The organism is Nocardiopsis sp. TRM 82005 (assembly GCF_056312425.1).
In genome coordinates, this window is record NZ_JBWDTQ010000031.1 from 15,166 (window position 1) to 37,484 (window position 22,319).

Here is a 22,319-nt window from a genome sequence, read left to right on the forward strand (position 1 = left end):
AAGGAGGACTCCCCCATGCGCACCATCACACGCTGGACGGCCCTGATCCCCGCGGCGGCACTCGCCCTCACCGCCTGCGGCGGCTCCGCCGATGACGGCCTCACCCTCACCTTCGCCAACAGCTACCCCGAGGACCATCCGCACACCCGTTGCGGCATCGACCTGGTCGCCGAACGCGTGGCCGAGGCCGACGCGGGCTTCTCCGTCGACACCTTCCCCAACAGCCAGCTCGGCAACAACACCGAGACCTTCGCCTCGGTGATGTCGGGCGACATCGACATGGACGTACAGGGCTCGGCCGCGCTCGGTGCCTCCTACGAGCCGATCGGCGTCCTGGACGCCGCCTACGCCTTCCGGGGCGCCGACCACCTGTTCGACTACTTCGACTCCGAGGGCTCCCAGGCGCTGCGGGACGACTTCCGGGAGGCCACCGGCGCCAAGGTCCTGGACGTGTGGTACTTCGGCGACCGCCACTTCACCGCCGACAAGCCCATCCAGCGGCCCGAGGACCTACAGGGACTGCGCATGCGCTTCCCCGACTCGCCCATCTACCTGGCCAACGCCGAGGCGATGGGCGCGGAGCCGACCACGGTCGCCTTCGAGGAGGTCTACCTCGCCCTGCAACAGGGCACCGCCGACGGTCAGGAGAACCCGATCCCGACCATCGACGGCGACAACTTCGCGGAGGTCCAGTCCCACGTCAGTCTCACCGGCCACCAGATCGGCTCGCAGATGATCGTGGTCTCGGGACAGACCTGGGACGCGCTGTCGGCCGAGCAGCAGGATGTGCTCCAGGAGGCCGTCAGCGCCGTCCGCGGGGAGAACCGCGCCTGCGTCGAGGAGGCGGAGGAGCGGATCCTCGAGGAGTGGAGCGCCGAGGGCGCCATCGAGGTCGTCGAGGACGTGGACGTCGAGGCGTTCCGCACCCGGGTCCAGGAGTACTTCGCGCAGAACCTCGACGGTGAGGAGCTTGAGCTCTACGAGTCCTTCCAGGAGATCGGGTAGGCGCGGGAACGAGAGAGGAGGAACACGACGTATGCGGCGCTCCATAGCCACCGTGTCACTCAGCGGAACCCTGGAGGAGAAGCTCGGGGCCGCGGCCCAGGCCGGGTTCGACGGTGTGGAGATCTTTGAGAACGACCTCGTCGGGTCGGCACTACCGCCCCGGGAGGTCCGCGCCCTGGCCGATTCGCTGGACCTGACCATCGACCTCTACCAGCCCTTCCGCGACTTCGAGGGGGTGGACGACGCCCAGTTGGAGCGCAACCTCCGGCGGGCCGAGGCCAAGTTCGCCCTCATGGTGGAGCTGGGGGCGGACCTCATGCTCGTGTGCTCAAACACCTCGCCGAACTCGTCGGGCGACGATGTCCGCTCGGCGGCACAGCTGCGCCGCCTGGCCGAGGCCGCGGCACCGTTCGGGGTGCGCATCGCCTACGAGGCGCTGGCGTGGGGACGGTGGGTCAGCGACTACCGGCACGCCTGGCGCATCGTCCGGCTGGCCGACCACCCCGGGCTCGGAGTGTGCCTGGACAGCTTCCACATCCTGTCCCGGGACCATGACCCGGTCGGCATCCGGGACATCCCCGGTGACAGGATCTTCTTCCTTCAGCTCGCGGACGCGCCGCTCATGCCTATGGACGTCCTGCACTGGAGCCGCCACCACCGCTGCTTCCCGGGGCAGGGCGCGTTCGACCTGACGGAGTTCACCGGCCACGTGCTCGCCGCGGGATACCGGGGCCCGCTGTCACTGGAGGTGTTCAACGACGTGTTCCGGGCCTCCGACCCCGGGCGCACGGCCGCCGACGCGTTCCGGTCCCTGGCCGTGCTGGAGGACGAGGCCGGTCGTGCCCGTGACCTGAAGGAGCCGTCGGCCCGGCCCGCCCGGAACCCGGTCGAGCTCACCCGCCTTCCCGCGCCCACGCAGGCCCACGGCTATGCGTTCGCCGAGGTCGCAGCGCCCGAGCACTCGGTCCAGCGGGTGCGCGGGGCCCTGGCTGCCCTGGGCTTCTCCCACACCCACGACCACCGTTCCAAGCCGGTGCAGCTGTGGAGCAACGGGCAGACCCGCGTCCTGCTCAACGCCACCGACCCGCAGCTGGGGCACACCTGGAGTGGTGAGGCCGCGGTGACCGCCCTCGGCGTCGACGTGGCCGACGCGGAGGAGGCGATGCGGCGGGCGGAGCGACTGCTCGCACCGCGGCTGCCCCGGCGCCGCGACCCGACCGAGTCGGTCATGCACGCGGTCGCCGCGCCCGACGGCACCTCCGTCTTCTTCTGCCCGCTCGTCCCGGCCGGGGGAGAGGACTGGCTGGCCGACTTCTCCGCCCCGGCGCACGGGCACGAGGGTGCCGACGGGGTCCCCCTCACCGGCATCGACCACGTGGGGCTGTTCCAGCCCTTCGACCACTTCGACGAGGCGTCGCTGTTCTACCGCTCCGTGCTGGGCCTGGACCCCGACGACGGTACCGAGCTGGCCGCCCCGGACGGTCTGGTGCGCAGCCGCGCGCTGAGCCGTGGCGGAGCCTCGCCGCGCATCGCCCTGAACGCCTCCCTGCTGGGTCGGGGACCCGCTCGGGGAGGGCCCCAGCACATCGCCTTCGGTTGCGAGGACGTGTTCGCGGCCGCGCGGGCGATGCGGCGGGGTGGGACCGAGCCGCTGCGCATCCCCGACAACTACTACGCCGACCTTGCCTGCCGCACGGATCTGGAACCGGTGACCATCGAACACATGCGCGAGCACAGCATCCTCTACGACCGGGCAGGGGACGGCGAGTTCCTCCACTTCTACACACCGATGCTGGACGGACAGCTCTTCCTCGAGGTCGTGCAGCGCAAGGGCGGGTACCCCGGATACGGCGCGGCCAACAGCCCCTTCCGCATGGCCGCTCAGCGGGCGGAGGCGAACAGGTGAACACCGCCACGGCTGAGGCGACGGATACCCGCACCACCTCCGGTTCCTACCTGGCGGGGCTCATCGGGACGGGGATCGGCCCCTCCCTGACCCCGTCCATGCACGAACACGAGGCCACCGAACTCGGGCACCGCCTGATCTACCGGACCATCGACCTCGCGGAGCTGGCCCTGGCCCCGGAAGCCGCCGTCCACCTGGTGGATTCGGCGCGTCACCTGGGCTTCAACGGCCTCAACATCACCCACCCGTGCAAGCAGCTGGTCCTTCCCGTGTTGGACCGCCTCACCCCCGAGGCGGCCACTCTGGGCGCGGTGAACACGGTGGTGTTCCGATCCGGCGCCGCGGTCGGGCACAACACCGACTGGTCGGCGTTCGCGCGCTGCCTGGAGCGGGGGCTGCCCGAAGCGCCCCTCGACCGCGTCGTGGTGCTGGGCGCCGGAGGTGCGGGCGCGGCCGTGGTCTACGCCCTGCTCGCCTCCGGCGCCCAGGAGGTGACCGTCGTCGACACTCAGCGGGAACGGGCCCAGGACCTGACCGACCGGCTGGGCCGGCACTTCCCGCGGGCGCGCTGCCTGGCGGGTGAGACCACCGAGACCGAGGCGCTCCTGGCCAAGGCCGACGGCATGGTCAACGCCACGCCGACGGGCATGGCGCACCATCCGGGCACCCCCGTGCCGGCCGAGCTGCTGCGCGCGCCGATGTGGGTGGCCGACATCGTCTACCGGCCCCTGCGCACCGAACTGCTGCGCCAGGCCCGGGAGCGGGGGTGCCCGACCCTACAGGGCGGGGAGATGGCGGTGTTCCAGGCCAGTCAGGCCTTCGGCCTCATCACGGGACTGGAACCCGACACCGAGCGCATGCTCGCGCACTTCCACACCCTGCTCGCGTGACCCCGAACAGGAACGGTGCGCCCTCGGACCAGGTCCGGTGGCACTCGCCGCCGGGGCGGGGCCGTTGACCGGCCCCCGTAGCCTGGTCAGACCGCGGACCAGCCGTTGTCCACCGGCAGGATCGCGCCGTTGATGTTGCTGGCGGCGTCGGAGGCCAGGAAGACGACGGCCGCCGCCAGCTCCTCCGGCCGTGCCACGCGACCGATGTTGGCGGCGTACCTGCCCATCACGGCCGGGCCGTGGGCCTCGGGGTCGAGGTCGACGGTGATGCCGGTGGCCGTGCCGCCCGGGGCGACCGCGTTGGCCCGGATGCCCTTCTCCCGGTACATGATCGCGGTGGATTTCACGAGCCCGGCCGTGCCGTGCTTGGAGGCGGTGTAGGCCGCGCCCGACGCGCTGCCGCGCAGGGACGCCTCGGAGACGGTGAAGACGATCGATCCGGCGCTCTTCTCCACCATGTGCGGCAGGACGGCACGGGTGAGCATGAAGGGAGCGGTCAGGTTGACGCGGACGAGCCGTTCCCAGACGGCGTCGGTGACGTCGGCGGTGGCGGACATGTCGTCCATGATCCCGGCGTTGTTGACCAGGACGTCGATACCGCCCGGGCGCTCGGCGGCGGTGGCGACGACCTCATCCACGACCTGCTGGTGGCTGAGGTCGCCGGTGACGGCCTCGGCCGTGCCCCCGGCGGCACGAATCTCCTCGACCACGCCCTGGGCGGCGTCGGCGTCGAGGTCGGCGACCAGGACGCTGGCGCCCTCCTCGGCGAAGCTCAGCGCGCTCGCCCGGCCGATTCCGGCGCCGCCGCCGGTGACGATGACGTTCTTGTCCTTCAGGCCCAGGTCGGCCATGGGAAGTCCTCTCGTTAGCGCTGCCGGCGCCACGTGGCCGCGGGACGGGCCGTGGCGGCCCCACGATTTCTTTCTGTCACCTTAGGCCTTTTTGGCGTTCAGTGACAAATATTACCGTGGGAGCCGTGAGCGCGGATAGGGTTGGAACGCCTCAGGGCCAGGACGAGCGGAGGGATGGTTGTGGCGAGGACCCGGTCTCACGACTCCGTCCGCCCGCGTTCGGGGAGGGGACGCCCGCCCATGACCGAGCGGCGCCGGGAGATCGTCCGCATGGAGATCGCACGCGCCGCCGTACGGCTGTTCACCGCGAACGGGGTCTCGGGCACCACCGGCGACGACATCGCCCACGCACTCGGGATATCCACCAGGACACTGTGGCGGTACTTCCCCACCAAGGAGAGCTGCGTCCGGCCCCTGCTCACCGAGGGCCTGGACCTCCTCGCCGGTCACCTGCGTGCCTGCCCGAGGGACACGTCCCTGTTGGAGTACCTGGATCAGGAGCGGTTCCCCGGCGGTGAGGCCCCGCTCATGGAGGAGCCCGTCATGGACCTCGTCCGGATGACCCGCACCGAGCCGGGGCTCATGGCGGTCTGGCTGGAGGTCCACCACTCGGCCGAGTCCGTCTTCGCCGACATCATCGCCGACCGCACCGGAAGTGCCTCGGACGACCTGTCCGTCCGTGTGCAGGCGGCCGTACTCAACGCGGCGCTGCGTCTGGCCGCCGAGGAGCGGGCCCACCGGTCCACCGGCTCCTCCCCCACCCCTCCGGACGGCACGGGTGCCCTCGTGCGCACCACCCTCGCCGAGGCAGCGCGGGGCCTCCCCGCCTTCGGGCACGGCCCGGGCACCTGAGCGGGTGGCCCGCCCCGCGAACTCCGCGAGTGCCCGGCGGGGACCGCTGAAAGGCTCGACCCCCGTGGCCGAACATCCCGCACGCCATTCGGCCTCCGCGCACGGCGCGGGGCCGCTCACGCCGAAGGTCCGTCCGTGACACCAGCGGCCAGAGAACCATCCGAAAGGAAGCGGAACACCGTCGCCGCGACCAGTGACAGGCTTTCCCGCTGCTTCCATAAATCCGCACGCGTATTGCCTGGGAACCCATTCCGGGCCAGCTCTCCACGGCCCCCTGAACCCCAGGGACAGGAGGACTAACAGGACTGGTAGTGGATCCCCGCTCCCTACGGACCTAGCATGAAAACCACCGGAAAGACGAGTGCCCCGTTTCCGTCCACAGGTGGGATCCATACCCCAGGCCAATACCAGCAGGACTTCCGTGAACGATATAAGCAACCTGTGGGAAAGGCGCAAGGAGCTGCTCGGCCACGCCCTTTCCACAGTTTCCAACCGCGAGTACTGGGCCGCCTACGAGGAAGCCCGCGGTTCCTACCCCCCTGGTTCCGCCGAAAGGTCCGGGAAGGCCTTCCATGAACTACTGGGAGAGCACTTCACGCTGGACCAGCCGGGTGAGGACGGCCGCGTGGGACCGGATCCCGAGAGCGGCGGCGAGGTGTCCCCCCTCGGGTTCGCGCCGGGAGTCTCCTACCCGCACTGCGATCCGGACGTGCGCCTGCCCGCCATGGCGGCGTCCGCACGGACGTGGGCGGAGCAGCCCCCCGGGGGAGGGCCGTCGTTCCTGGTGTGCGGGCCTGGGGCGGCCTTACTTTTGACGCCTTCGACGAGGACTTCCCCGCCGAGGCGCTGGCCGGCCGGGCACCCGCCTACTGGAGACACGTGCACTCGCTCCGAGCCACCCCCTGGGCACGGGAGTCCCGCGGGGAACGCATGCGGGAACCCTCCAGGAGGGGCTGACGCTGGTCGCCGCGGGCCGGGGCGTGATGTTGGTGTGCGGCGCCGCCGCCGAGTACAACCGGCGCCCGGACATCACGTACGTGCCCGTCACCGGGCTGCCCGAGTCCGCGCTCGGCCTGGTCTGGCGGACCGGCCGCCAGGGGAGCAGCCTCACCAGGTTCGCCTCCGTGCTCGCCGGGGCACCGGTGTGAGCGGGCGGGCCGGCTCCCCGCCGGGTCCGCCGGCCCCGGGTCCGTCCTTCCCGACTGCGGCGATGTGGCGCAGTGTGCCGGCCGTCAGCAACGCCAGGACCGGGAGGACCACCGCACCGATACCGCCGACCGTGTTCAGGCCGGCCACGAAAGCGGCCCGGGCCTGGTCCAGGAGCTCGGCCGGGACCTGGTCGGCCACGGAGACGGCACCGGACATGCTGTTCTCGACCGAGGCGGCGACGTCAGCGGGAAGGCCGGCCGTGGAGCCGGGCTGGAGGCGGTGGTGGTAGACGGCGGCGGACAGGCTCCCCACCAGCGCGACGCCGAACGCCAGCCCGAGTTCCTGGACGGTCTCCGACATCGCTGACGCCGAACCCGCCTTCTCCGGCGGGGTGGCGCCGACCACCAGGTCCGTACCCAGCGCGGCGATGCCTCCCAGCCCGAGGTAGACCAGGGAGAAGGCGGTGACGACCAGGACCAGGCCGCCGGAGCCGTCGACCGCGCCGAGCAGCCCGTAGCCCACCGCGGAGAGCAGCAGGACACCGGCCACCACGTACCCCGGGCGTACACGCCGGGAGACCAGCGGCGCGACGATCGCCGACAGCATCATCATCAGCGCTGGCGGGCCGTACCAGAGTCCGGAGACGAGCGGTGAGAGCCCTTCCACGAGCTGCATGTACTGCGTGACCAGCAGCATGGTGCCGCCCACACCGACCAGCCCGACGAGCATCATGCCCAAGGCGACGCTGAAGGCCCGGTTGGCGAACAGGGACACGTCCAACAGCGGGCTGGTCAGCGCGCGCTGACGCCGGACGAACACGGCCGAGAAGAACAGGCCGAAGACCAGGGACACCACCGCAGCGGCGGTCGCACCCTCCTTGGAGAACTCCTTGACGCCGTAGACGACCGGCAGGATGGCCGCCAGGGAGAGCAGTACGCTGAACAGGTCGAGGCCCCCGCTCTGGGCGGCCCTGTGCTCGGGCAGCAGGAACGGTGCCGCCAGCAGCATCACTCCGACCACGGGGACGGCCAGCAGGAACGCGGACCCCCACCAGAACAGGTCCAGGAGCACTCCGCCGACCAGCGGGCCCGCCGCCATGCCCCCGGCGAAGAAGGTGGCCCACAGCCCGATCGCCAGGGCCCGCTGCCGGGGCTCGTGGAACATGTCGTTGATCAGGGCCAGGGTCGAGGGCATCAGGGTGGCTCCGGCGATTCCCAGCGCGGCGCGCGCGGCGATCAGCGTCTCCGGTGTCGTTGAGTAGGCGGCCAGCACCGACGCCGCCGCGAACGCCACACCACCCGCCATCAGCAGCCGGCGGCGGCCGATCCGGTCACCGAGCGTTCCCATCGTGATGAGGAACCCGGCGATGAGGAACCCGTAGGCGTCCACGATCCACAGTTCCTGGGTTCCGCTGGGGCCCAGGTCGACCGCCAGCGACGGCAGTGCCAGGTGCAGAACCGTCACGTCCAGCCCCAGGAGGGTGGTGGGCAGCGCCAGGACCGCGAGCCCCGCCCACTCCGCCGGGCCTGCCCAGCGGTCGCTCGTACGGGTCATCGAAGCTCCTCCTCGCTTCTCGGGTGGAAGGAGCCTCATCGTGCTGGGGACCGCTCACGGACCACTCACGAAACGTTGGGGGCCGCCTCGGTAGTCTTGGCGTATGCGTTACGGGGTACTGGGCCCGCTGGCCGTCTGGAACGCCGACGGGGAGCAGGAGCGGATTCCCGAAGCGAAGGTCCGGGCCGTCCTGGCGAACCTGTTGGTGAACCGAGGAGAACCGGTATCGGCCGACCGCCTCATCGAGGCCCTGTGGGCGGACGATCCGCCGAGCCGCCCGCTCAACACGCTCCAAACCAAGATCTCCCAGTTGCGGCGCGCCCTGGGGCCGGACCAGGTACTCCACCGGCCGTCGGGATACGTGCTCCGCGTGGACGGGGACGGTCTCGACGCCTCAGTGTTCCAGGCCCTGGTCGAGCAGGCGGAGCGCGCTGATGGGCCCCGCGCACGGTCGACGCTGCTGGGGAGGGCGCTGGCGCTGTGGCGGGGCGGGGCCTACACGGACTTCTCCGACCACGCCTTCGCCCAGGCCGAGATCACCCGGCTTGACGAGCTGCGGCTCACCGCGATCGAGAGCAGGGCCGAGCTTCTCCTGGAGCTCGGCGAGCACGACGGTGTCACCGCCGAGCTGAGCGAACTGGTGAGGGCCCATCCGTTCCGCGAAAGGCTGCGCGCCCTGCACATGCTTGCCCTGTACAGGTCGGGGCGCCAGAGGGAGGCCCTGGCGTCCTTCCACGGCCTGAGAGCTGAGCTGAACGAAGAACTGGGGGTCGATCCAGGACCGGCCCTGAGAGCCCTCCACACCTCGATCCTGCGGCACGAGCCAGGCCTGGCCCCGGCTCCCCCGGCAGGAGGGCCCCGCAACAACCTTCCGAACCCGTTGACCCGGTTGGTAGGCAGAAGCGCAGAGGTCGCGAGCGTTCAACGCGCGCTGTCTCCCTCATCGGAGCATCGCCTGGTGACCGTGACCGGACCTGGCGGTGTCGGAAAGACCAGGCTCGCGACCGCCGCCGCCCGCGCCCTGGTCGGGGAGTTCCCGGACGGCGTCTGGATCGTGGAGCTGGCGGGCATGGACCGCCTCTGCTCAGCCGGCGGCATCGCGGAGAGGGTCATCACCACGCTGGGCCTGTGCGACAGCGCGGCGGACTCCGATCCCGTCGATCTGGTGGAGTGGCTCTGCGCGGCCGTGGCCGACAAACACCTCCTGCTCCTTCTGGACAACTGTGAGCACGTCGTGGGCCCGGTCGCCGACCTGGTGACCGCGCTCGGGTCCTTCACCAACGCGACACGCATCGTGGTGACCACCCAGGAGGCACTCGACGTACCCGGCGAGACGGTGTTCGCCCTCTCGCCTCTGACGCTGCCTTCCGCTGACCCCTACGCCGGCACCGAGACGATCCGTCGCTCCGGCGCGGTGGGGCTCTTCATGGAACGGGCCACGGCCGCGGTCCCGGGATTCGCCCTCACCCCTGGCAACGCACCGGTCATCGCCGCGATCTGTCGGCGCCTGGACGGCATACCGTTGGCCATCGAGCTCGTGGCGCCCCGTCTGCGCGCCCTGGACCCGGAGCAGGTCTCCGCGGGTCTGGAGGACCGCTTCTCGCTCCCCCTCGGCCCGGGGCGCGGCCGCCCCACACGTCAACAGACGCTGCGGGCGATGATCGACTGGAGCTGGGAGCTGCTATCCGACACCGAGCGGACCGTCCTGCGCCGCCTGGCGGTGAACGTGGACGGATGTACGCTGCGAGGCGCACAAGCGGTGTCCGCCGATCCTGACATCGCCGAACACGGCGTGGTGAACGTGCTCTCCCGACTGGTTGAGCGTTCGCTCCTCGTCCGTGACGGGGAACGCTTCCGTCTGCTGGAGTCCGTCGCCGCCTACTGCACGGAGAAGCTGGCGGAGGCCGGGGAACTGGACTGGGTCCGCCTCAGGTTCGCGCACTTCCACGCCGCGCAGGCCGAGACGGCCGAGAAGCATCTGCACGGCTCCGGACAACGCCGATCCCTGACCCTGCTGGACGCGGAGACGGTGAACATGCGCCGTTCCCTGGAGATCGCGGTGCGGCAGGGCGACGCCGCGCTGGCGCTGCGCCTGGTCAACGCGCTGGCTTGGTACTGGGTCCTGCGCAACAGGCTGACCGAGGCACGCCGGTCGCTTCGGTCGGCGCTCGGTGTGGAGGGAGGCCCCTCAGACGTTCGCGCGGTCGCCGAGGGCTGGTCGGCCGCCCTGGAGAACCGGTCCGCCGAAGCCAGGGTCCGCGATCCCGTGGTCCGAGCACGGCTGCTCTGGTTCCTGGGAGCGTCGCTCCACCAGGAAGGGCGGCATGAGGAGGGCCGCTCCCTCGTCGAGGAAGGACTGACGGCCGCCCGCTCGGTCGGGGACCGGTGGGGAGAGGCCGTGGCCCTCGCCGAACGCGCCGGCCATCACGGCGTCAGCGGTGACTCCCGCGCCGCCCGCGAGGACGCGCGGATGAGCGCCGCTCTGTTTCGCGATCTGGGCGACGGCTGGGGGCTCCTACGCGCGAACCGGTCGTTGGCGCGTGTGGCGGAGACGAACGGGAACCACGAGGAAGCCGTCGGGCTCCTCAACGAGTGCTTGGGGGAGGCCGAGTCGCTCGGGTTGTGGGTCGAGGTGGTCGAGACCCTGTTCGTACTCGCCCGTGTCGTGCTCGCCTGCGGCGAGCACGACACGGGCAGACGACTGTACGAGCGCGCGCTCCACCTCTCCTCCGAGCGGTCCTACACGCGTGGTGCGGTCGAGGCGGACACGTGGCTGGGAGAGACGGCTCTGCGGCGGGGGGACGTGGAGGCCGCCACGTTCCACCTGCGCCGCGCCGTGCACCGTGACCGTTCTCGAGGGTTCGCGTCAAGGGCGTCCGAGGTCCTGACGCACACGGCCTCGGGGACGAACGGCGTGTCCGTGCCGGAGAGGCCGCCCGGTTTCCTCGGGGAGTCGGCGCACGCGCCACAGCCCTGACCGGACGCCCCGGCACCGCGGAGCGGAACGGGGAGCGGTCAGTACTCGAGCTCCGGACGCAGGGGGCCTCCCACCCTGTTCAGGTGCCGCAGCACCTCGGCGTAGGAGCTGAAGAGGCCCGTCTCGTAGTAGTCGAGCCCGTACCGTTCGCACGCGGCCCGGACCAGGGGCTGGGCCCGGCGCAGGTTGGACCTGGGCATCGAGGGAAACAGGTGGTGCTCGATCTGGTAGTTCAGCCCGCCCAGGAACAGATCGGTCAGCGGACCGCCGCGTATGTTGCGGGAGGTGAGGACCTGGCGGCGCAGAAAGCCCGTCTTGGTGCCCTCCTCAAGGACGGGCATGCCCTTGTGGTTCGGGGCGAAGGCACACCCCATGTAGAGGCCGAACACGCCCTGGTGCACCAGGACGAAGCACAGCGCCTGGAGCGGGGTGAGCGTGAGCAGGACGACCGTGAGGTAGCCGACGGTATGGAGCGCCAGGAGCGTGCCCTCTATGACCCTGACCCGCACCGGCAGCTTGTTCTGCGTGATCTCGCGCACCGAGGCGAAGTGCAGGTGGAAGGCCTCCAGGAGCAGCATCGGGAAGAACAGCCACGCCTGGCTGTGCGCCAGCCACCGGGCCGGGCCCGGAGGACGCAGGAGGGCCTGTTCCCGGCTGAAGGCCAGAGCGGCCCCGGCGATGTCGGGATCCCTCCCCTCGTGGTTGGGGTGGGCGTGGTGGCGGTCGTGCTTGTCGACCCACCAGCCGAGTCCCAGTCCCACCAACAGGTTGCCGTGGATCCATCCGATCAGGGTGTTGACCCGCCGGTCCTCGGAGATCTGCTGGTGCCCGGCGTCGTGTCCGATGAAGGCCGTCTGGGTGAAGAGCACCCCGAGCACCACGGCAGTCAGCAGCTGCCACCAGGAGGGCCCGATCAGCACGAAGGCCGTCCAGGCCAAGGCGAGCAGGGACAGCGTGACTACCATCCGCACCGCGTAGTGACCAGGGCGTTTCTTGAGCAGCCCGGCCTCGCTCACGGTCCGTGAGAGGACGGCGAAGTCGCTTCCCCGCCGTTGTTTCGTTCCTGTGCCGGAACCCGCGTTGTCACCTTGGGGCATTAACCAGGGTCTCCCTCATCGTCGCGTGGACTGGCGAAAGGTACTGGGCCTCGGTGAGCTTCGGAAGCCTGCGGGCCAAAGGAGCGGTGTCGGAGACAACCGGTGGGTGATGTGCGAAAGGAGCCATGGACGAAGTGCTCCACAATCCCCGGAGCGAGCAGATCGTGCGTACGCTTCCGGACGAAGAAACGTGAGCGCGGCTCGCGCGTCACGGGTGTGCGGGAAAAGGCACGGATTTCGAACCTGTGCCAGAGGCACGGCGGTCCGGGCTGAAATCAGGTCGTGCGTCATCGTCACCCCCTCGGCCCGGCGAGCTGGGTTCCCTCGAAACGAGATGTCGTCCCGCCCCGTTTCAGACTATACCCGCGCCGTTCTCCCGCCCCACACCTTCGGCGGCCCCGATTATGGTCCGGTCACCGCAGTCGGAGCACGTCGCCCTGTTCTGCGGGCCCCGCCTCCCATGGCGGGACCCGTCGCGACGGCCTTCGCATGGCACGCACCCGGCCTGCGGTTTTCAGGCTCGGGTGACGCGCACGGGGAGCGACTCCCACCCCCGCAGGGTGTTGTTGAGGTGTCGGCGGGGCCGCCCGGCCAGTTCGAGGCGTCCGACCCTGCGGACCAACGCGGTCAGAAGCGCCTCGGCCTCCAACCGGGCGACGTGCTGGCCCACGCACTGGTGGATGCCCATGCCGAATCCGACGTGGCCGGACGGGTCCCGTTCCAGGTCGAAGGCGTCCGGCTCGATCCAGCGGCGCGGGTCCCGGTTGGCCGATCCGAGGAACATCAGGATCTTCTTCCCGTCGGGGATGACGGTGCCGGCGATCTCCACCTCGGTGAGCGCGGTCCGGAAGAAGGTCTGCACGGGCGACTCCCACCGGACGGCCTCGTCGAAGGCCATCCGCACCAGGGAGGGGTCGCGGCGCAGCAGGTCCCACTGGCGCGGGTGCGTCGCGAAGGCGTACAGGACGGCGGCCAGCCCGTGCACGGTGGTGTCGACCCCCGCGGTGAGCAGCGAGCGCACCAGCAGCGGAGCCTGTTCGCGGGTGATGTCCCCGCGGTCGGCGGCCGACCAGATCCGGGCGCCGAACCCCTCGGGGGCCAGCGACTCGCGCCCGCACTGGGCGTCGATCCAGGCGGAGACCTCGCCGATCCGGGGCTTTCCCCGGGCCACGAGGGCGTTGTCGGGCCCGAAGGCGTTGAAGACGTGGTCGCCGTAGGGAAGCAGGTTCTCCCGCCCCTCCCGGGGCAGGCCCACCGCGTCGGGGAAGACGCGCAGCGGAAACGCCTGGGCCAGGCTCGGGACCGCGTCGAACTCGTCGTCGGCGAGCACCTGGTCGACCAGTTCCTCGGCCTCGGCGAACCACGTCTCACGGAGGGATCTCAGCGCTCTCGGGGACAGGGCCCCGCTGAGCGCGGCGCGGGGCGCGTCGTGGCGGGGCGGATCCGCCTCCAACAGCAGGCTCGGCGGCCGCCACGGCTTCTCGTAGCGAAAGTTGCTCAGGCCGACCCCGGCGGCGGACTGGAAGCGCTGCCAGTCCCGCAGCGCCGCGTGGACGTGTTCGTGGCGGCTCAGGGCGTAGACGTCGTACCGGGGCAGGTGGACGACCGGCCCGGCCTCGCGCAGCCGTGCGTGCAGCGCGGCCGGTTCCTCCAGCACGTCCGGGGAGAAGGGGTCCGTGTCGTCGGTGGGCAGGACGGCGGTGGTGTTCATGGGTTTCCTTCGCGGTGTCACGGGGCGGCGGTGTCACGGGCCCAGAGGTGTCACAGGTCCAGGACGAGGCGGTCGGAGACCGCGCGGGAGACGCAGATGAGCATGTGGTCGCCCGCCGCGCGCTCGTCGTCGTCGAGCACGGAGTCGCGGTGGTCCGGGGTCCCGGCGAGGACACCGGTCTCGCAGGTGCCGCAGGTGCCCTGGCCGCAGGAGGAGAGCACGCTGGCGCCGGCATCCCCCACGGCGCGCAGCACCGACTGGCCGGGCGCGACCGTGAGGGTGCGCCCCGAGCGGGCCAGCTCCACCTGGAAGGGCTCCCTCCGCACGGGGGCGCCCTGGTCGCGGGCCACGAAGCGCTCGGTGCGCAGCGCACCGGGCGACCGCTCCGCACAGGCCTCCTCGACCGCGGCCAGCAGGGGCTCGGGGCCGCAGCAGTACACCTTGGTGTCGGGACCCGCCCGGTCCAGTGCGGCCGCCAGGTCGGGCAGGCCCCGCTCGTCCTGGGGCACGACGCTCACCCGGCCACCGTGGGGGGCCAACTCGTCGAGGAAGGCCATCGAGGCACGTGAGCGGCCGCCGTAGAGCAGGTGCCAGTCGGCGTCGAGGACCCGGGCCTGGTGCACCATCGGCAGCAGGGGGGTGATACCGATGCCCCCGGCGATGAACAGGTAGCGCGGTGAGGGCACCAGGGGGAAGTTGTTGCGCGGGCCGCCGGCCGTGACGCGTTCGCCCACCGACAGTTCGTCGTGGATGTGGGCGGAGGCGCCGCGCCCGCCGGGTTCGCGGAGCACTCCGACCCGGTAGGTGTGCGGGTCCCAGCGGTCACCGCACAGGGAGTACTGACGCACCTGCCCGGTGGGCAGCGCCAGGTCGATGTGCGCACCAGGGGTCCAGTCGGGCAGCCGCCCCGAGTCGGGCCGGGCCAGGGTCAGCACCGCCACGCCCCGCGCGGCGGCCTCCTTCGACCGCACTTCCAGTTCGATCCCGTTCCCGTCGAATTCAAACGTGTTCGACATCGCCGTCCTCTCCCCTTTTCCGTGGTGCCGGCCCTCTCAGCGCCCACGCGGACGGAAATCCCTTGTCGCTCACATGTGCACGCGAAGAGGAGTCTCGCCGTATGCGGGATATCGGAGGAGGCCGGATCATGCGGGCCGCGAAAAGGACCGGCGATCACCGAATCCCCCGACCACGTTCCCATCGTCATGTGACGTGGGCCATAGGCCAAGGCCGATTCCGTTCAATGGAAGGGGAGGGCTCCCCGGACGCACAGGGCCCGGGTGATGCCGTGGACCGGAGCGGCGATCCCCATGGCGGCAAGCCCCACCGCTTCCGTGCCGGGCGCCGGCGGCTGCGCGAACCCGGCATCACGGTCGAAGGGTCGGTTCATGACCTCCCTCAGGCCGTGGTGGGGCGGCGGCAGCTCACCGGGGCCAACCGACTCGCGTCGTTCGCGAGCCCGCTGCCCAGCAGGGTGAACGGGTACCGGCAGGTGGTCACTCCCCGGAGACCGCTGACCGGGGATACCGGCCTCCCCGCCCCCGCTCCCCCGTCCCGGTGCCGCTCAGGGCACGGCTCAGGGCCAGGCCGGCGAGCATGAGCGGACGGCTGAGCGTCCACGCGGCGTCGTCGTTGGGCACCACGAGCCCCATGGCCGCGACCACCCGCCCCTCCTGGCGCACCGGCACCGCGATGCCCGTCGCGTCGGAGTGGATGTGCCCCGGGCAGAAGGCGAACCCGCGCTGCCGGATCTCCGCCATCTCGGCCCTCAGCGCACGCTCATCGCTGATCGTGTGCGAGGTGTAGGCGGTCAGGGGCCCCCGCAGCACACGCTCCCGCAACAGCCCCGGTGCGTGGGCCAACAGGACCAGCCCCGCCGAGGAGGCGTGCAGGGGAAGCCGCCCCGCGACCCGCGTGATGTTGACGACCGACCCCGGCGCGGTGAGCCGCTCGACGAACAGTACCTCGCCACCCTCCAGCACACCCAACTGGGTGGACTGCCCCACCACCGAGTGCAGATCGCCCATGTACTGGAGGGCGGCCTCCCGCAGGTCCTTCACGGGCGAGGCCCGTTCGGCCAGTTCCCACATGCGCGTCCCGATGAGGACCTGCCGGTGTTCGTCCCGGTCGAGCAGCCCGTGCCGCGCCATCTCCTTCACCAGCCGGGCGGTCGTGGCGAGGGGGAGCCGGGCGCGTCGGCTGACCTCGCTGAGCGTCAGAACGGTCGACTCCGGGCCGAAGGCGTCCAGGATCCTGACCGCGCGCGTGATGACGGAGTCACCGTCGGGTGATCGTGCCATGTCCATCGGTCCTTCCCGCTCCGACGAGGGCTGGTGCCGACCTCGTCCATTGGATGGAAAAGCTATAGCAGTCGCGTGTGACCCAGGTCATCCTCGGGTGCTGTTGGTGTTCCTCCAGGAAGCGGGTAGCCATGAGCAACCTTGACCGTGACCTGCGTCGACGGCTCGACGGCGGCAGAATGTCACGCATGCAGTGGACGGCGATCGCCGTCTGCGTCCTCCTGAACGTGTTGGACGGGTTCGACGTCCTCGTCATGGCGTTCACCTCCGACGCGGTGTCCGACGAGTGGGGTCTGTCCGGATCCCGACTCGGGCTGCTGCTCAGCGCGGGTCTGGCCGGAATGGCACTGGGTTCGCTGTTCCTCGCGCCGCTCGCCGACCGGATCGGACGGCGGTCGATGATCCTGGTCGGCCTCGTGTTGGCCGCCGCCGGCATGGGACTGTCCGCGGTCAGCCAGAGCGCTCTCCAGCTGGGGATACTGCGCCTGCTCACCGGTGTGGGCATCGGCGGCATCCTGGCCGCCAGCAACGTGCTCGCGGCCGAGTACGCCAACCGGCGCTGGCGCGGTCTCGCCGTCAGCCTCAACTCCACCGGTTACGCCATCGGCGCGACGGCGGGCGGGGTCCTCGCCGCCGTCCTCCAGAGCGAGGGCGGATGGCGCCCGGTCTTCGCCTTCGGCGCCGCCGCCACCGCCCTGCTCATCCCGGTCGTGCTCTGGCGCCTGCCCGAGTCGCTGGCCTTCCTCCTGACGAGCGGGGCGCCGCGCGCCCTGGAGCGGGTGAACCGGGTGCTGAAGGGCATGGGACAGCCGCGGCTCGACCGTATGCCCGAGTCGGACACGGCGTCCGGGGCGGCGCGGCCCGCTCCCGGGATCGCGCGGATACTCTCCCCCGAACTGCGCCGCAACACCCTGCTGACCTGGGCCGGGTTCTTCCTGGTGATGTTCGGCTTCTACTTCGTCACCAGCTGGACCCCCAAGCTCCTGGCCGAGGCCGGGTTGTCGGCCACGCAGGGCATCACCGGCGGTGTCCTGCTCAACCTCGGCGGCATCTTCGGTACCGCCCTGCTCGGCCTGCTCGCCGCTCGGTTCGTCCTCAAGAACCTCCTGGTGACCTACACCGTCGTTACCGCCGTCCTGCTCGCCCTCTTCGTCCCGGCCGTGTCGGTCTACGGCGTGGTCCTCGTCCTCGGCGCCCTGATCGGGGTGTTCGTCAACGGGTGTGTGGCGGGCCTGTACGCCCTGACCCCGTCGGTATACGAGCCCTCGGTCCGGGCGACCGGTGTCGGCTGGGGCATCGGCGTCGGCCGGATCGGCGCCATCGTCTCCCCTCTGGCCGCCGGGTGGCTCCTGGACGCCGGTTGGACGCCCGGCGACCTCTTCCTGTTGGTCGCCGGTGTCCTGCTCACGGGCGGTCTGGTCATCCGTTCCTTCCGTCTCGGCGACTCCGAGGCAGGACGCGACCGGACCGCCGTGGGCACCGACGGGGCCTGAACCGGTCGCCGGATCCCCGTATCCGACCGGGTACGGGGACCCGGCGCCCTCGCGCTCCGGCCACCCGCCCCACGGGACGGATGGCGGTGGAGCGCGGGTCGTCCGGGCCGTCGCGTCGTGTCCGCGGCGGCCCGGAAGACGTTCTCAGCCCTGTCTCGCCCGTGTCCGCCGCGTGGTGCGCATGGTGAACAGGAGCAGCAGGGCCATAGCCGCCGCACCGGCGCCCAGAAGGCCCAGGGCGGTCCGCAGGTCAGCGCCCGCGGTACCGAGCCCGGTGATGATGAGGGGGCAGGCGAACTGTCCGACGAACAGCGCCCCCGTCCACAGGCCGGTGCCGCGTCCGCGCTGCTCGAAGCTGAGCCGGTTGATCGCCCACAGCACCAGCGTGGGCAGCAGCAGGCCGGTACCGAAGCCGGTGATGACCGCGCCGACGATGATGAGAGGTTCCCGACTCGTCCCCGGAGCGGAACGCCTGCACGAGGAGGACGTAGACGGGGAAGGCGAAGACCAGGGCCGCGGCGACCATGGCCGCCTCCAGGACGGCCGTCCGCCATGTGTAGCGCTTCACAGGTTCCTCTTCTCCTGGCGGCCGAGGTAGCCGTACTGGACGCCGCTCAGCACGATCACGAACAGGGTCAGTACCACCGCCATGGCCGTGCTGTAGGCGAAGGCGTTGAACTGGAAGGCCTCGCGGTAGATGACGGTGGACAGGGTGTCGGTGGCGCCGCCCGGGCCGCCCTGGGTCATCACCCACACCTGGTCGAACAGCTTCAGGCCACCGACGAGGGAGAGCATCAGGTTGATGGTGAACGCGGGGGCGAGCATGGGGCGCACGATGTGCCAGAAGCGGCGGACGGGCCCGGCGCCGTCCATGTCGGAGGCCTCGTAGATCTCCTTCGGGATGGACTGGAGCCCGGCCAGGAAGATGACCATGGAGTAGCCGGCGAACTGCCAGACGATGACGGCGACGACCGACCACAGGGCGATGCCGCTGTCACCCAGCCAGTTCTGCCCCAGGAAGCCCAGGCCGAGCGCGTCGAAGGCGGCGTTGACGGCGCCCTCCGGGGAGTACAGGTACTTCCACAGGTACGCGGTGACGACCGGGGTGATGACGGCCGGGGCGAAGAAGAACACGCGCAGGACGTTGCGCGACTTGATCTGGCTGTTGACGCCGAGCGCGAGGAGCAGGCCCACCGCGTTCTGCACCACGGTGACCGCGAAGGCGATCAGGAGGGTGTGGCCCAGGGCGGAGCGGGCGTTCTCGTCGGCGAACAGGGCGCGGTACTGCTCCAAGCCGACGAAGCTGAAGGAGCGGGCCAGGCCGTCCCAGTCGGTGAAGGAGTACATCGCGCCGCGGGCGCTGGGGACGAGCACCGCGAACGCGAAGAAGGCAAGTGCGGGGAGCACGAACCACCAGGGCACGGCGGTCCGGTGGGACCGGGCGCGTCCCGCCGGAGCGGGTGGGGGCGGACTTTTGCTCCCCGCGGGTGCGGCCGACTGGGCCTGCGGGGCCATGGCTGTCTCCATCGGGTCTTTCTCATGAGGCGCGGGAAGCGGCGACCAACGTGCCGCCTCCTGCGCGACTCTGGGTTTTAACAGAGTTGAAACGCTTCATTTAAGGGCCGAAACTAGGCCGGGAGGGTGACGTACGTCAACCCCCGAAGATGAACGAAACCTCTTCGCAACCTGGCGCCGCCACGATGGGCGGACAGCCCTAGAACCTCCTCAGGAAAGCTTCTGAACTGGGGTTCCATTGAACGGAAGCAGTCTTGACGCGAAACCGGACGATGAAGGCCACATGTCCACCCCTTGACGAAGGCACGTCCGCGTTCCTACGGTTACGCTTGCCCTGAATGTTGAACCGTTTCAATAGAACTGTTCGTATCCGTGCCAGGGACCGTTCTGTCTTCGCTCCCGTCCAGGAGTCCTCGTGCCCCATCCCCGCAACTCCCCCGCCGATGCCGTCCCCGACGCGCCCACCGCCGAGCACCACCGCACGGCGCTGGGCATCGGCGAGCCCTCCCCACGCTTGTCGTGGACGGTGCGCCAGGCGCCGCCGGACTGGCGGCAGGAGGCATACGAGATCGAGGTCGCCGGCGGCGGCCGGAGCTGGACCAGCGGCCGCGTCGACAGCCCCGCCTCCGTGCTCGTGCCCTGGCCGGGGGCGCCCCTGGCCTCACGCGAGCGCCGGTCGGTGCGCGTTCGCGTGTGGGGAGGCGGCCTGGCCGAGCCCTCACCCTGGAGCCGCGCCCTGGAAATGGAGACGGGGCTGCTGGATCCGGCCGACTGGTGGGCGACGATGGTCGGCCCCGGTGAGGGGCTGGGCGGGGACGAGCGCCCCGTCCTGCTGCGGAGCGGCTTCACGCTGCCCGCGCCGCCGCGTTCCGCGCGCCTGTACGTCACCGCGCACGGCGTCTTCGAGGCCGAGATCAACGGGGCACGCCTGGGCGAGGAGGTGTTCGCGCCCGGCTGGACCACCTATCCGACGCGGCTGCGCTACCGCACCCACGACGTGACCGCGCTGCTGCGCGAGGGCCGGAACGCGTTCGGCTCACACCTGGCGGACGGCTGGTACCGCGGCCGCCTCGGCTTCCACGGCGGCCGCCGCGACGTCTACGGCGACCGCACCGGGCTGCTGGCACAGCTGGAGGTCGAGTGCGAGGACGGGTCGAGGGTGCGCTTCGGCACCGGACCCGAGTGGCGGTGCTCGCCCTCACCGACCCTGTCCTCCAGCCTCTACGACGGTGAGCGCCACGACGCGCGCCTGGAGCGGGCGGGATGGTCGAAGCCCGGCTTCGACGACGCGGACTGGGCCTCGGTGGTGCCCGTCGATCGCGACCCGGCCACGCTGGTGGCGCCGCTGTCGCCACCGGTGCGCCGCACCGCGGAGCTGGACCCGGTGTCGGTCGCCCCGACCGCCTCGGGCGGGCTGCTGGTGGACTTCGGACAGAACCTCGTGGGACGCCTGCGCCTGCGCGTGACGGGCCCCGCGGGCACCGAGGTGACCGTACGCCACGCCGAGGTGCTGGAGGACGGTGAACTGTGCACGCGGCCGCTGCGCTTCGCCGAGGCCACCGACACCCTCGTGCTGGCGGGCACCGGCGCGGCCGAGGAGTGGGAGCCGCGCTTCACCTACCACGGCTTCCGGTACGCGGAGATCACCGGCTGGCCCGGCGAACCGGAGCCCGGCGCGGTGGTGGCGCGCGTGCTGCACACCGACATGCGGCCCACCGGCGAGTTCACCTGCTCGGACCCGCTCGTGGAACGGCTGCACGAGAACGTGCGGTGGAGCATGCGCGGCAACTTCGTCGACCTGCCCACCGACTGCCCCCAGCGCGACGAACGGCTGGGCTGGACCGGCGACATCCAGGTGTTCGCGCCCACGGCGGCCTTCCTCTACGACTGCTCCGGCATGCTGCGCTCGTGGCTGGCCGACCTGGCCGCCGAGCAGTACCCCGACGGCACGGTGCCGTTCATCGTCCCCACCATCGACGCTCCGACGTGGACCCCCGCCTGGCCCGCGGCGGTGTGGGGCGACGCCGCCGTACTCACGCCGTGGCGGGTCTACGAGCACTTCGGCGACGCGCGGGTGCTCAGCGACCAGTACGCCAGCGCGAAGGCCTGGACGGACCTGGTGGCCGGGCGGCTGGAGTCCGACGGCACGTGGCGGCGGGACAAGCAGCTGGGCGACTGGCTCGACCCCGCGGCTCCGCCGGAGGACCCCTTCCAGGCGCGTACCGAGCCGTCGCTGGTGGCCACGGCCTACGCCGCCGAGTCGGCCCGCACGATGGCCGAGACCGCGCGGGTGCTGGGAAGGGACACCGACCGGGAGCGCTACGAGCGCCTGGCCGGGCACGTGCGCGCGGGGTTCCGCGACGCCTACACCGATGGCGGGGGGCTGCTCACCAGCGACACCCAGACGGCGTACGCGCTGGCCCTGTGCTTTGGCCTGCTGATCGGGGAGGGGGCCCGCTCCGCGGCGGCCGACCGGCTCGCGGCGCTCGTGGCCGAGGGCGGGTACCGCATCGCCACCGGTTTCGCCGGTACGCCCCTGGTGTGCGACGCCCTGGCCGACAACGGCCACGTCGCCACCGCCTACCGGCTGCTGCTGCAACGCGAGGCGCCGTCGTGGCTCTACCCGGTGACGATGGGGGCGACCACCGTCTGGGAGCGCTGGGACAGCATGCTGCCCGACGGCCGGGTCAACCCCGGTGAGATGACCTCCTTCAACCACTACGCGCTCGGCGCGGTGGCCGACTGGCTGCACCGCACGGTGGCGGGCCTGGCGCCCGCGGCCCCGGGCTACCGGAGGATCCGCGTCGCGCCCCGGCCGGGCGGCGGGATGGAGCGGGCGGGCGCCTCGCACGAGACGCCCTACGGAACGGCGAGCGTGCACTGGCACCGTGACGGGGACCGGTTCCGCGTGGCCGTCGTCGTACCGCCGGGTACGACGGCCGCGGTGGACCTGCCGGGGACGGATCCGTTCGAGGTCGGCAGCGGTGAGTACAACCTGGAGGCGCCCTGGCTCCCGGCCTGA

The 22,319-nt window shown here is 71.2% G+C and carries 17 protein-coding genes; 8 read left to right on the forward strand and 9 right to left on the reverse strand.

All coding sequences use genetic code 11. The features are described 5' to 3' along the window. Window positions 1–15 precede the first annotated feature (15 nt). Genes AC0T5L_RS22910 through AC0T5L_RS22920 form a run of 3 tightly spaced genes read left to right on the forward strand, consistent with a single transcriptional unit; the run spans window position 16 to window position 3,801 of the window. Window positions 16–1,005: a DctP family TRAP transporter solute-binding subunit gene (locus AC0T5L_RS22910; RefSeq protein WP_476167536.1), complete on the forward strand. Its 990-nt coding sequence runs from the start codon at window positions 16–18 to the stop codon at window positions 1,003–1,005. Window positions 1,006–1,036: 31 nt separating this feature from the next. After that, window positions 1,037–2,911, forward strand: coding sequence for a bifunctional sugar phosphate isomerase/epimerase/4-hydroxyphenylpyruvate dioxygenase family protein (locus AC0T5L_RS22915; protein ID WP_476167537.1), 1,875 nt, complete (start codon window positions 1,037–1,039; stop codon window positions 2,909–2,911). Continuing rightward, on the forward strand, window positions 2,908–3,801 hold the full coding sequence (locus AC0T5L_RS22920; RefSeq protein ID WP_476167538.1) for a shikimate dehydrogenase: 894 nt from the start codon (window positions 2,908–2,910) through the stop codon (window positions 3,799–3,801). Before AC0T5L_RS22915 ends, AC0T5L_RS22920 begins: the two co-directional genes overlap by 4 nt. Window positions 3,802–3,887: 86 nt before the next feature. Here the strand turns inward: AC0T5L_RS22920 and AC0T5L_RS22925 are convergent, their stop codons facing one another. Further along, a complete protein-coding gene (locus AC0T5L_RS22925) occupies window positions 3,888–4,652 on the reverse strand; it encodes an SDR family NAD(P)-dependent oxidoreductase (RefSeq protein WP_476167539.1) in 765 nt (254 codons plus the stop codon). Between the two features lie 240 nt (window positions 4,653–4,892). On the opposite strand from AC0T5L_RS22925, the gene AC0T5L_RS22930 reads away from it, so the two are divergent. Together AC0T5L_RS22930 and AC0T5L_RS22935 are read left to right on the forward strand one after the other, a co-directional pair. Next, complete coding sequence (locus AC0T5L_RS22930; RefSeq protein WP_476167540.1) at window positions 4,893–5,504, forward strand: TetR/AcrR family transcriptional regulator; 612 nt, start codon at window positions 4,893–4,895, stop codon at window positions 5,502–5,504. Between the two features lie 980 nt (window positions 5,505–6,484). Continuing rightward, the gene (locus tag AC0T5L_RS22935) at window positions 6,485–6,652 is read left to right on the forward strand and encodes a hypothetical protein (protein ID WP_476167541.1); all 168 of its coding nucleotides are present in this window, start codon (window positions 6,485–6,487) and stop codon (window positions 6,650–6,652) included. Here AC0T5L_RS22935 and AC0T5L_RS22940 read toward each other — a convergent pair. After that, window positions 6,612–8,207: an MFS transporter gene (locus AC0T5L_RS22940; RefSeq protein WP_476167542.1), complete on the reverse strand. Its 1,596-nt coding sequence runs from the start codon at window positions 8,205–8,207 to the stop codon at window positions 6,612–6,614. The two genes, AC0T5L_RS22935 and AC0T5L_RS22940, sit on opposite strands and share 41 nt — an antisense overlap. Window positions 8,208–8,310: 103 nt before the next feature. On the opposite strand from AC0T5L_RS22940, the gene AC0T5L_RS22945 reads away from it, so the two are divergent. After that, on the forward strand, window positions 8,311–11,184 hold the full coding sequence (locus AC0T5L_RS22945) for an AfsR/SARP family transcriptional regulator (RefSeq protein ID WP_476167543.1): 2,874 nt from the start codon (window positions 8,311–8,313) through the stop codon (window positions 11,182–11,184). A gap of 38 nt (window positions 11,185–11,222) precedes the next feature. Here the strand turns inward: AC0T5L_RS22945 and AC0T5L_RS22950 are convergent, their stop codons facing one another. From AC0T5L_RS22950 to AC0T5L_RS22970, 5 genes are all read right to left on the reverse strand, one after another. Then, window positions 11,223–12,281 carry a fatty acid desaturase family protein gene (locus AC0T5L_RS22950; RefSeq protein WP_476167544.1) on the reverse strand — a complete coding sequence of 353 codons (1,059 nt, stop codon included), beginning with the start codon at window positions 12,279–12,281 and terminating at the stop codon, window positions 11,223–11,225. A 514-nt stretch (window positions 12,282–12,795) separates the two neighbouring features. Then, complete coding sequence (locus AC0T5L_RS22955) at window positions 12,796–13,992, reverse strand: cytochrome P450 (protein WP_476167545.1); 1,197 nt, start codon at window positions 13,990–13,992, stop codon at window positions 12,796–12,798. Window positions 13,993–14,042: 50 nt separating this feature from the next. Then, on the reverse strand, window positions 14,043–15,008 hold the full coding sequence (locus tag AC0T5L_RS22960) for a PDR/VanB family oxidoreductase (RefSeq protein WP_476167546.1): 966 nt from the start codon (window positions 15,006–15,008) through the stop codon (window positions 14,043–14,045). A 221-nt stretch (window positions 15,009–15,229) separates the two neighbouring features. Next, complete coding sequence (locus AC0T5L_RS22965; RefSeq protein ID WP_476167547.1) at window positions 15,230–15,379, reverse strand: hypothetical protein; 150 nt, start codon at window positions 15,377–15,379, stop codon at window positions 15,230–15,232. Between the two features lie 106 nt (window positions 15,380–15,485). Next, window positions 15,486–16,289 (reverse strand): IclR family transcriptional regulator, encoded by an 804-nt coding sequence (locus tag AC0T5L_RS22970; protein WP_476167548.1) that lies wholly within the window; start codon window positions 16,287–16,289, stop codon window positions 15,486–15,488. Window positions 16,290–16,420: 131 nt separating this feature from the next. Here AC0T5L_RS22970 and AC0T5L_RS22975 point away from each other — a divergent pair, with 131 nt between their 5' ends. Beyond that, entirely contained in the window at window positions 16,421–17,782 is a 1,362-nt protein-coding gene (locus AC0T5L_RS22975) for an MFS transporter (RefSeq protein ID WP_476167549.1), read from the forward strand. A 144-nt stretch (window positions 17,783–17,926) separates the two neighbouring features. Here the strand turns inward: AC0T5L_RS22975 and AC0T5L_RS22980 are convergent, their stop codons facing one another. Further along, a complete protein-coding gene (locus AC0T5L_RS22980) occupies window positions 17,927–18,220 on the reverse strand; it encodes a hypothetical protein (RefSeq protein WP_476167599.1) in 294 nt (97 codons plus the stop codon). Window positions 18,221–18,346: 126 nt separating this feature from the next. Further along, a complete protein-coding gene (locus AC0T5L_RS22985) occupies window positions 18,347–19,297 on the reverse strand; it encodes a carbohydrate ABC transporter permease (RefSeq protein WP_476167550.1) in 951 nt (316 codons plus the stop codon). A 415-nt stretch (window positions 19,298–19,712) separates the two neighbouring features. Here AC0T5L_RS22985 and AC0T5L_RS22990 point away from each other — a divergent pair, with 415 nt between their 5' ends. Continuing rightward, window positions 19,713–22,319: a family 78 glycoside hydrolase catalytic domain gene (locus tag AC0T5L_RS22990; RefSeq protein WP_476167551.1), complete on the forward strand. Its 2,607-nt coding sequence runs from the start codon at window positions 19,713–19,715 to the stop codon at window positions 22,317–22,319.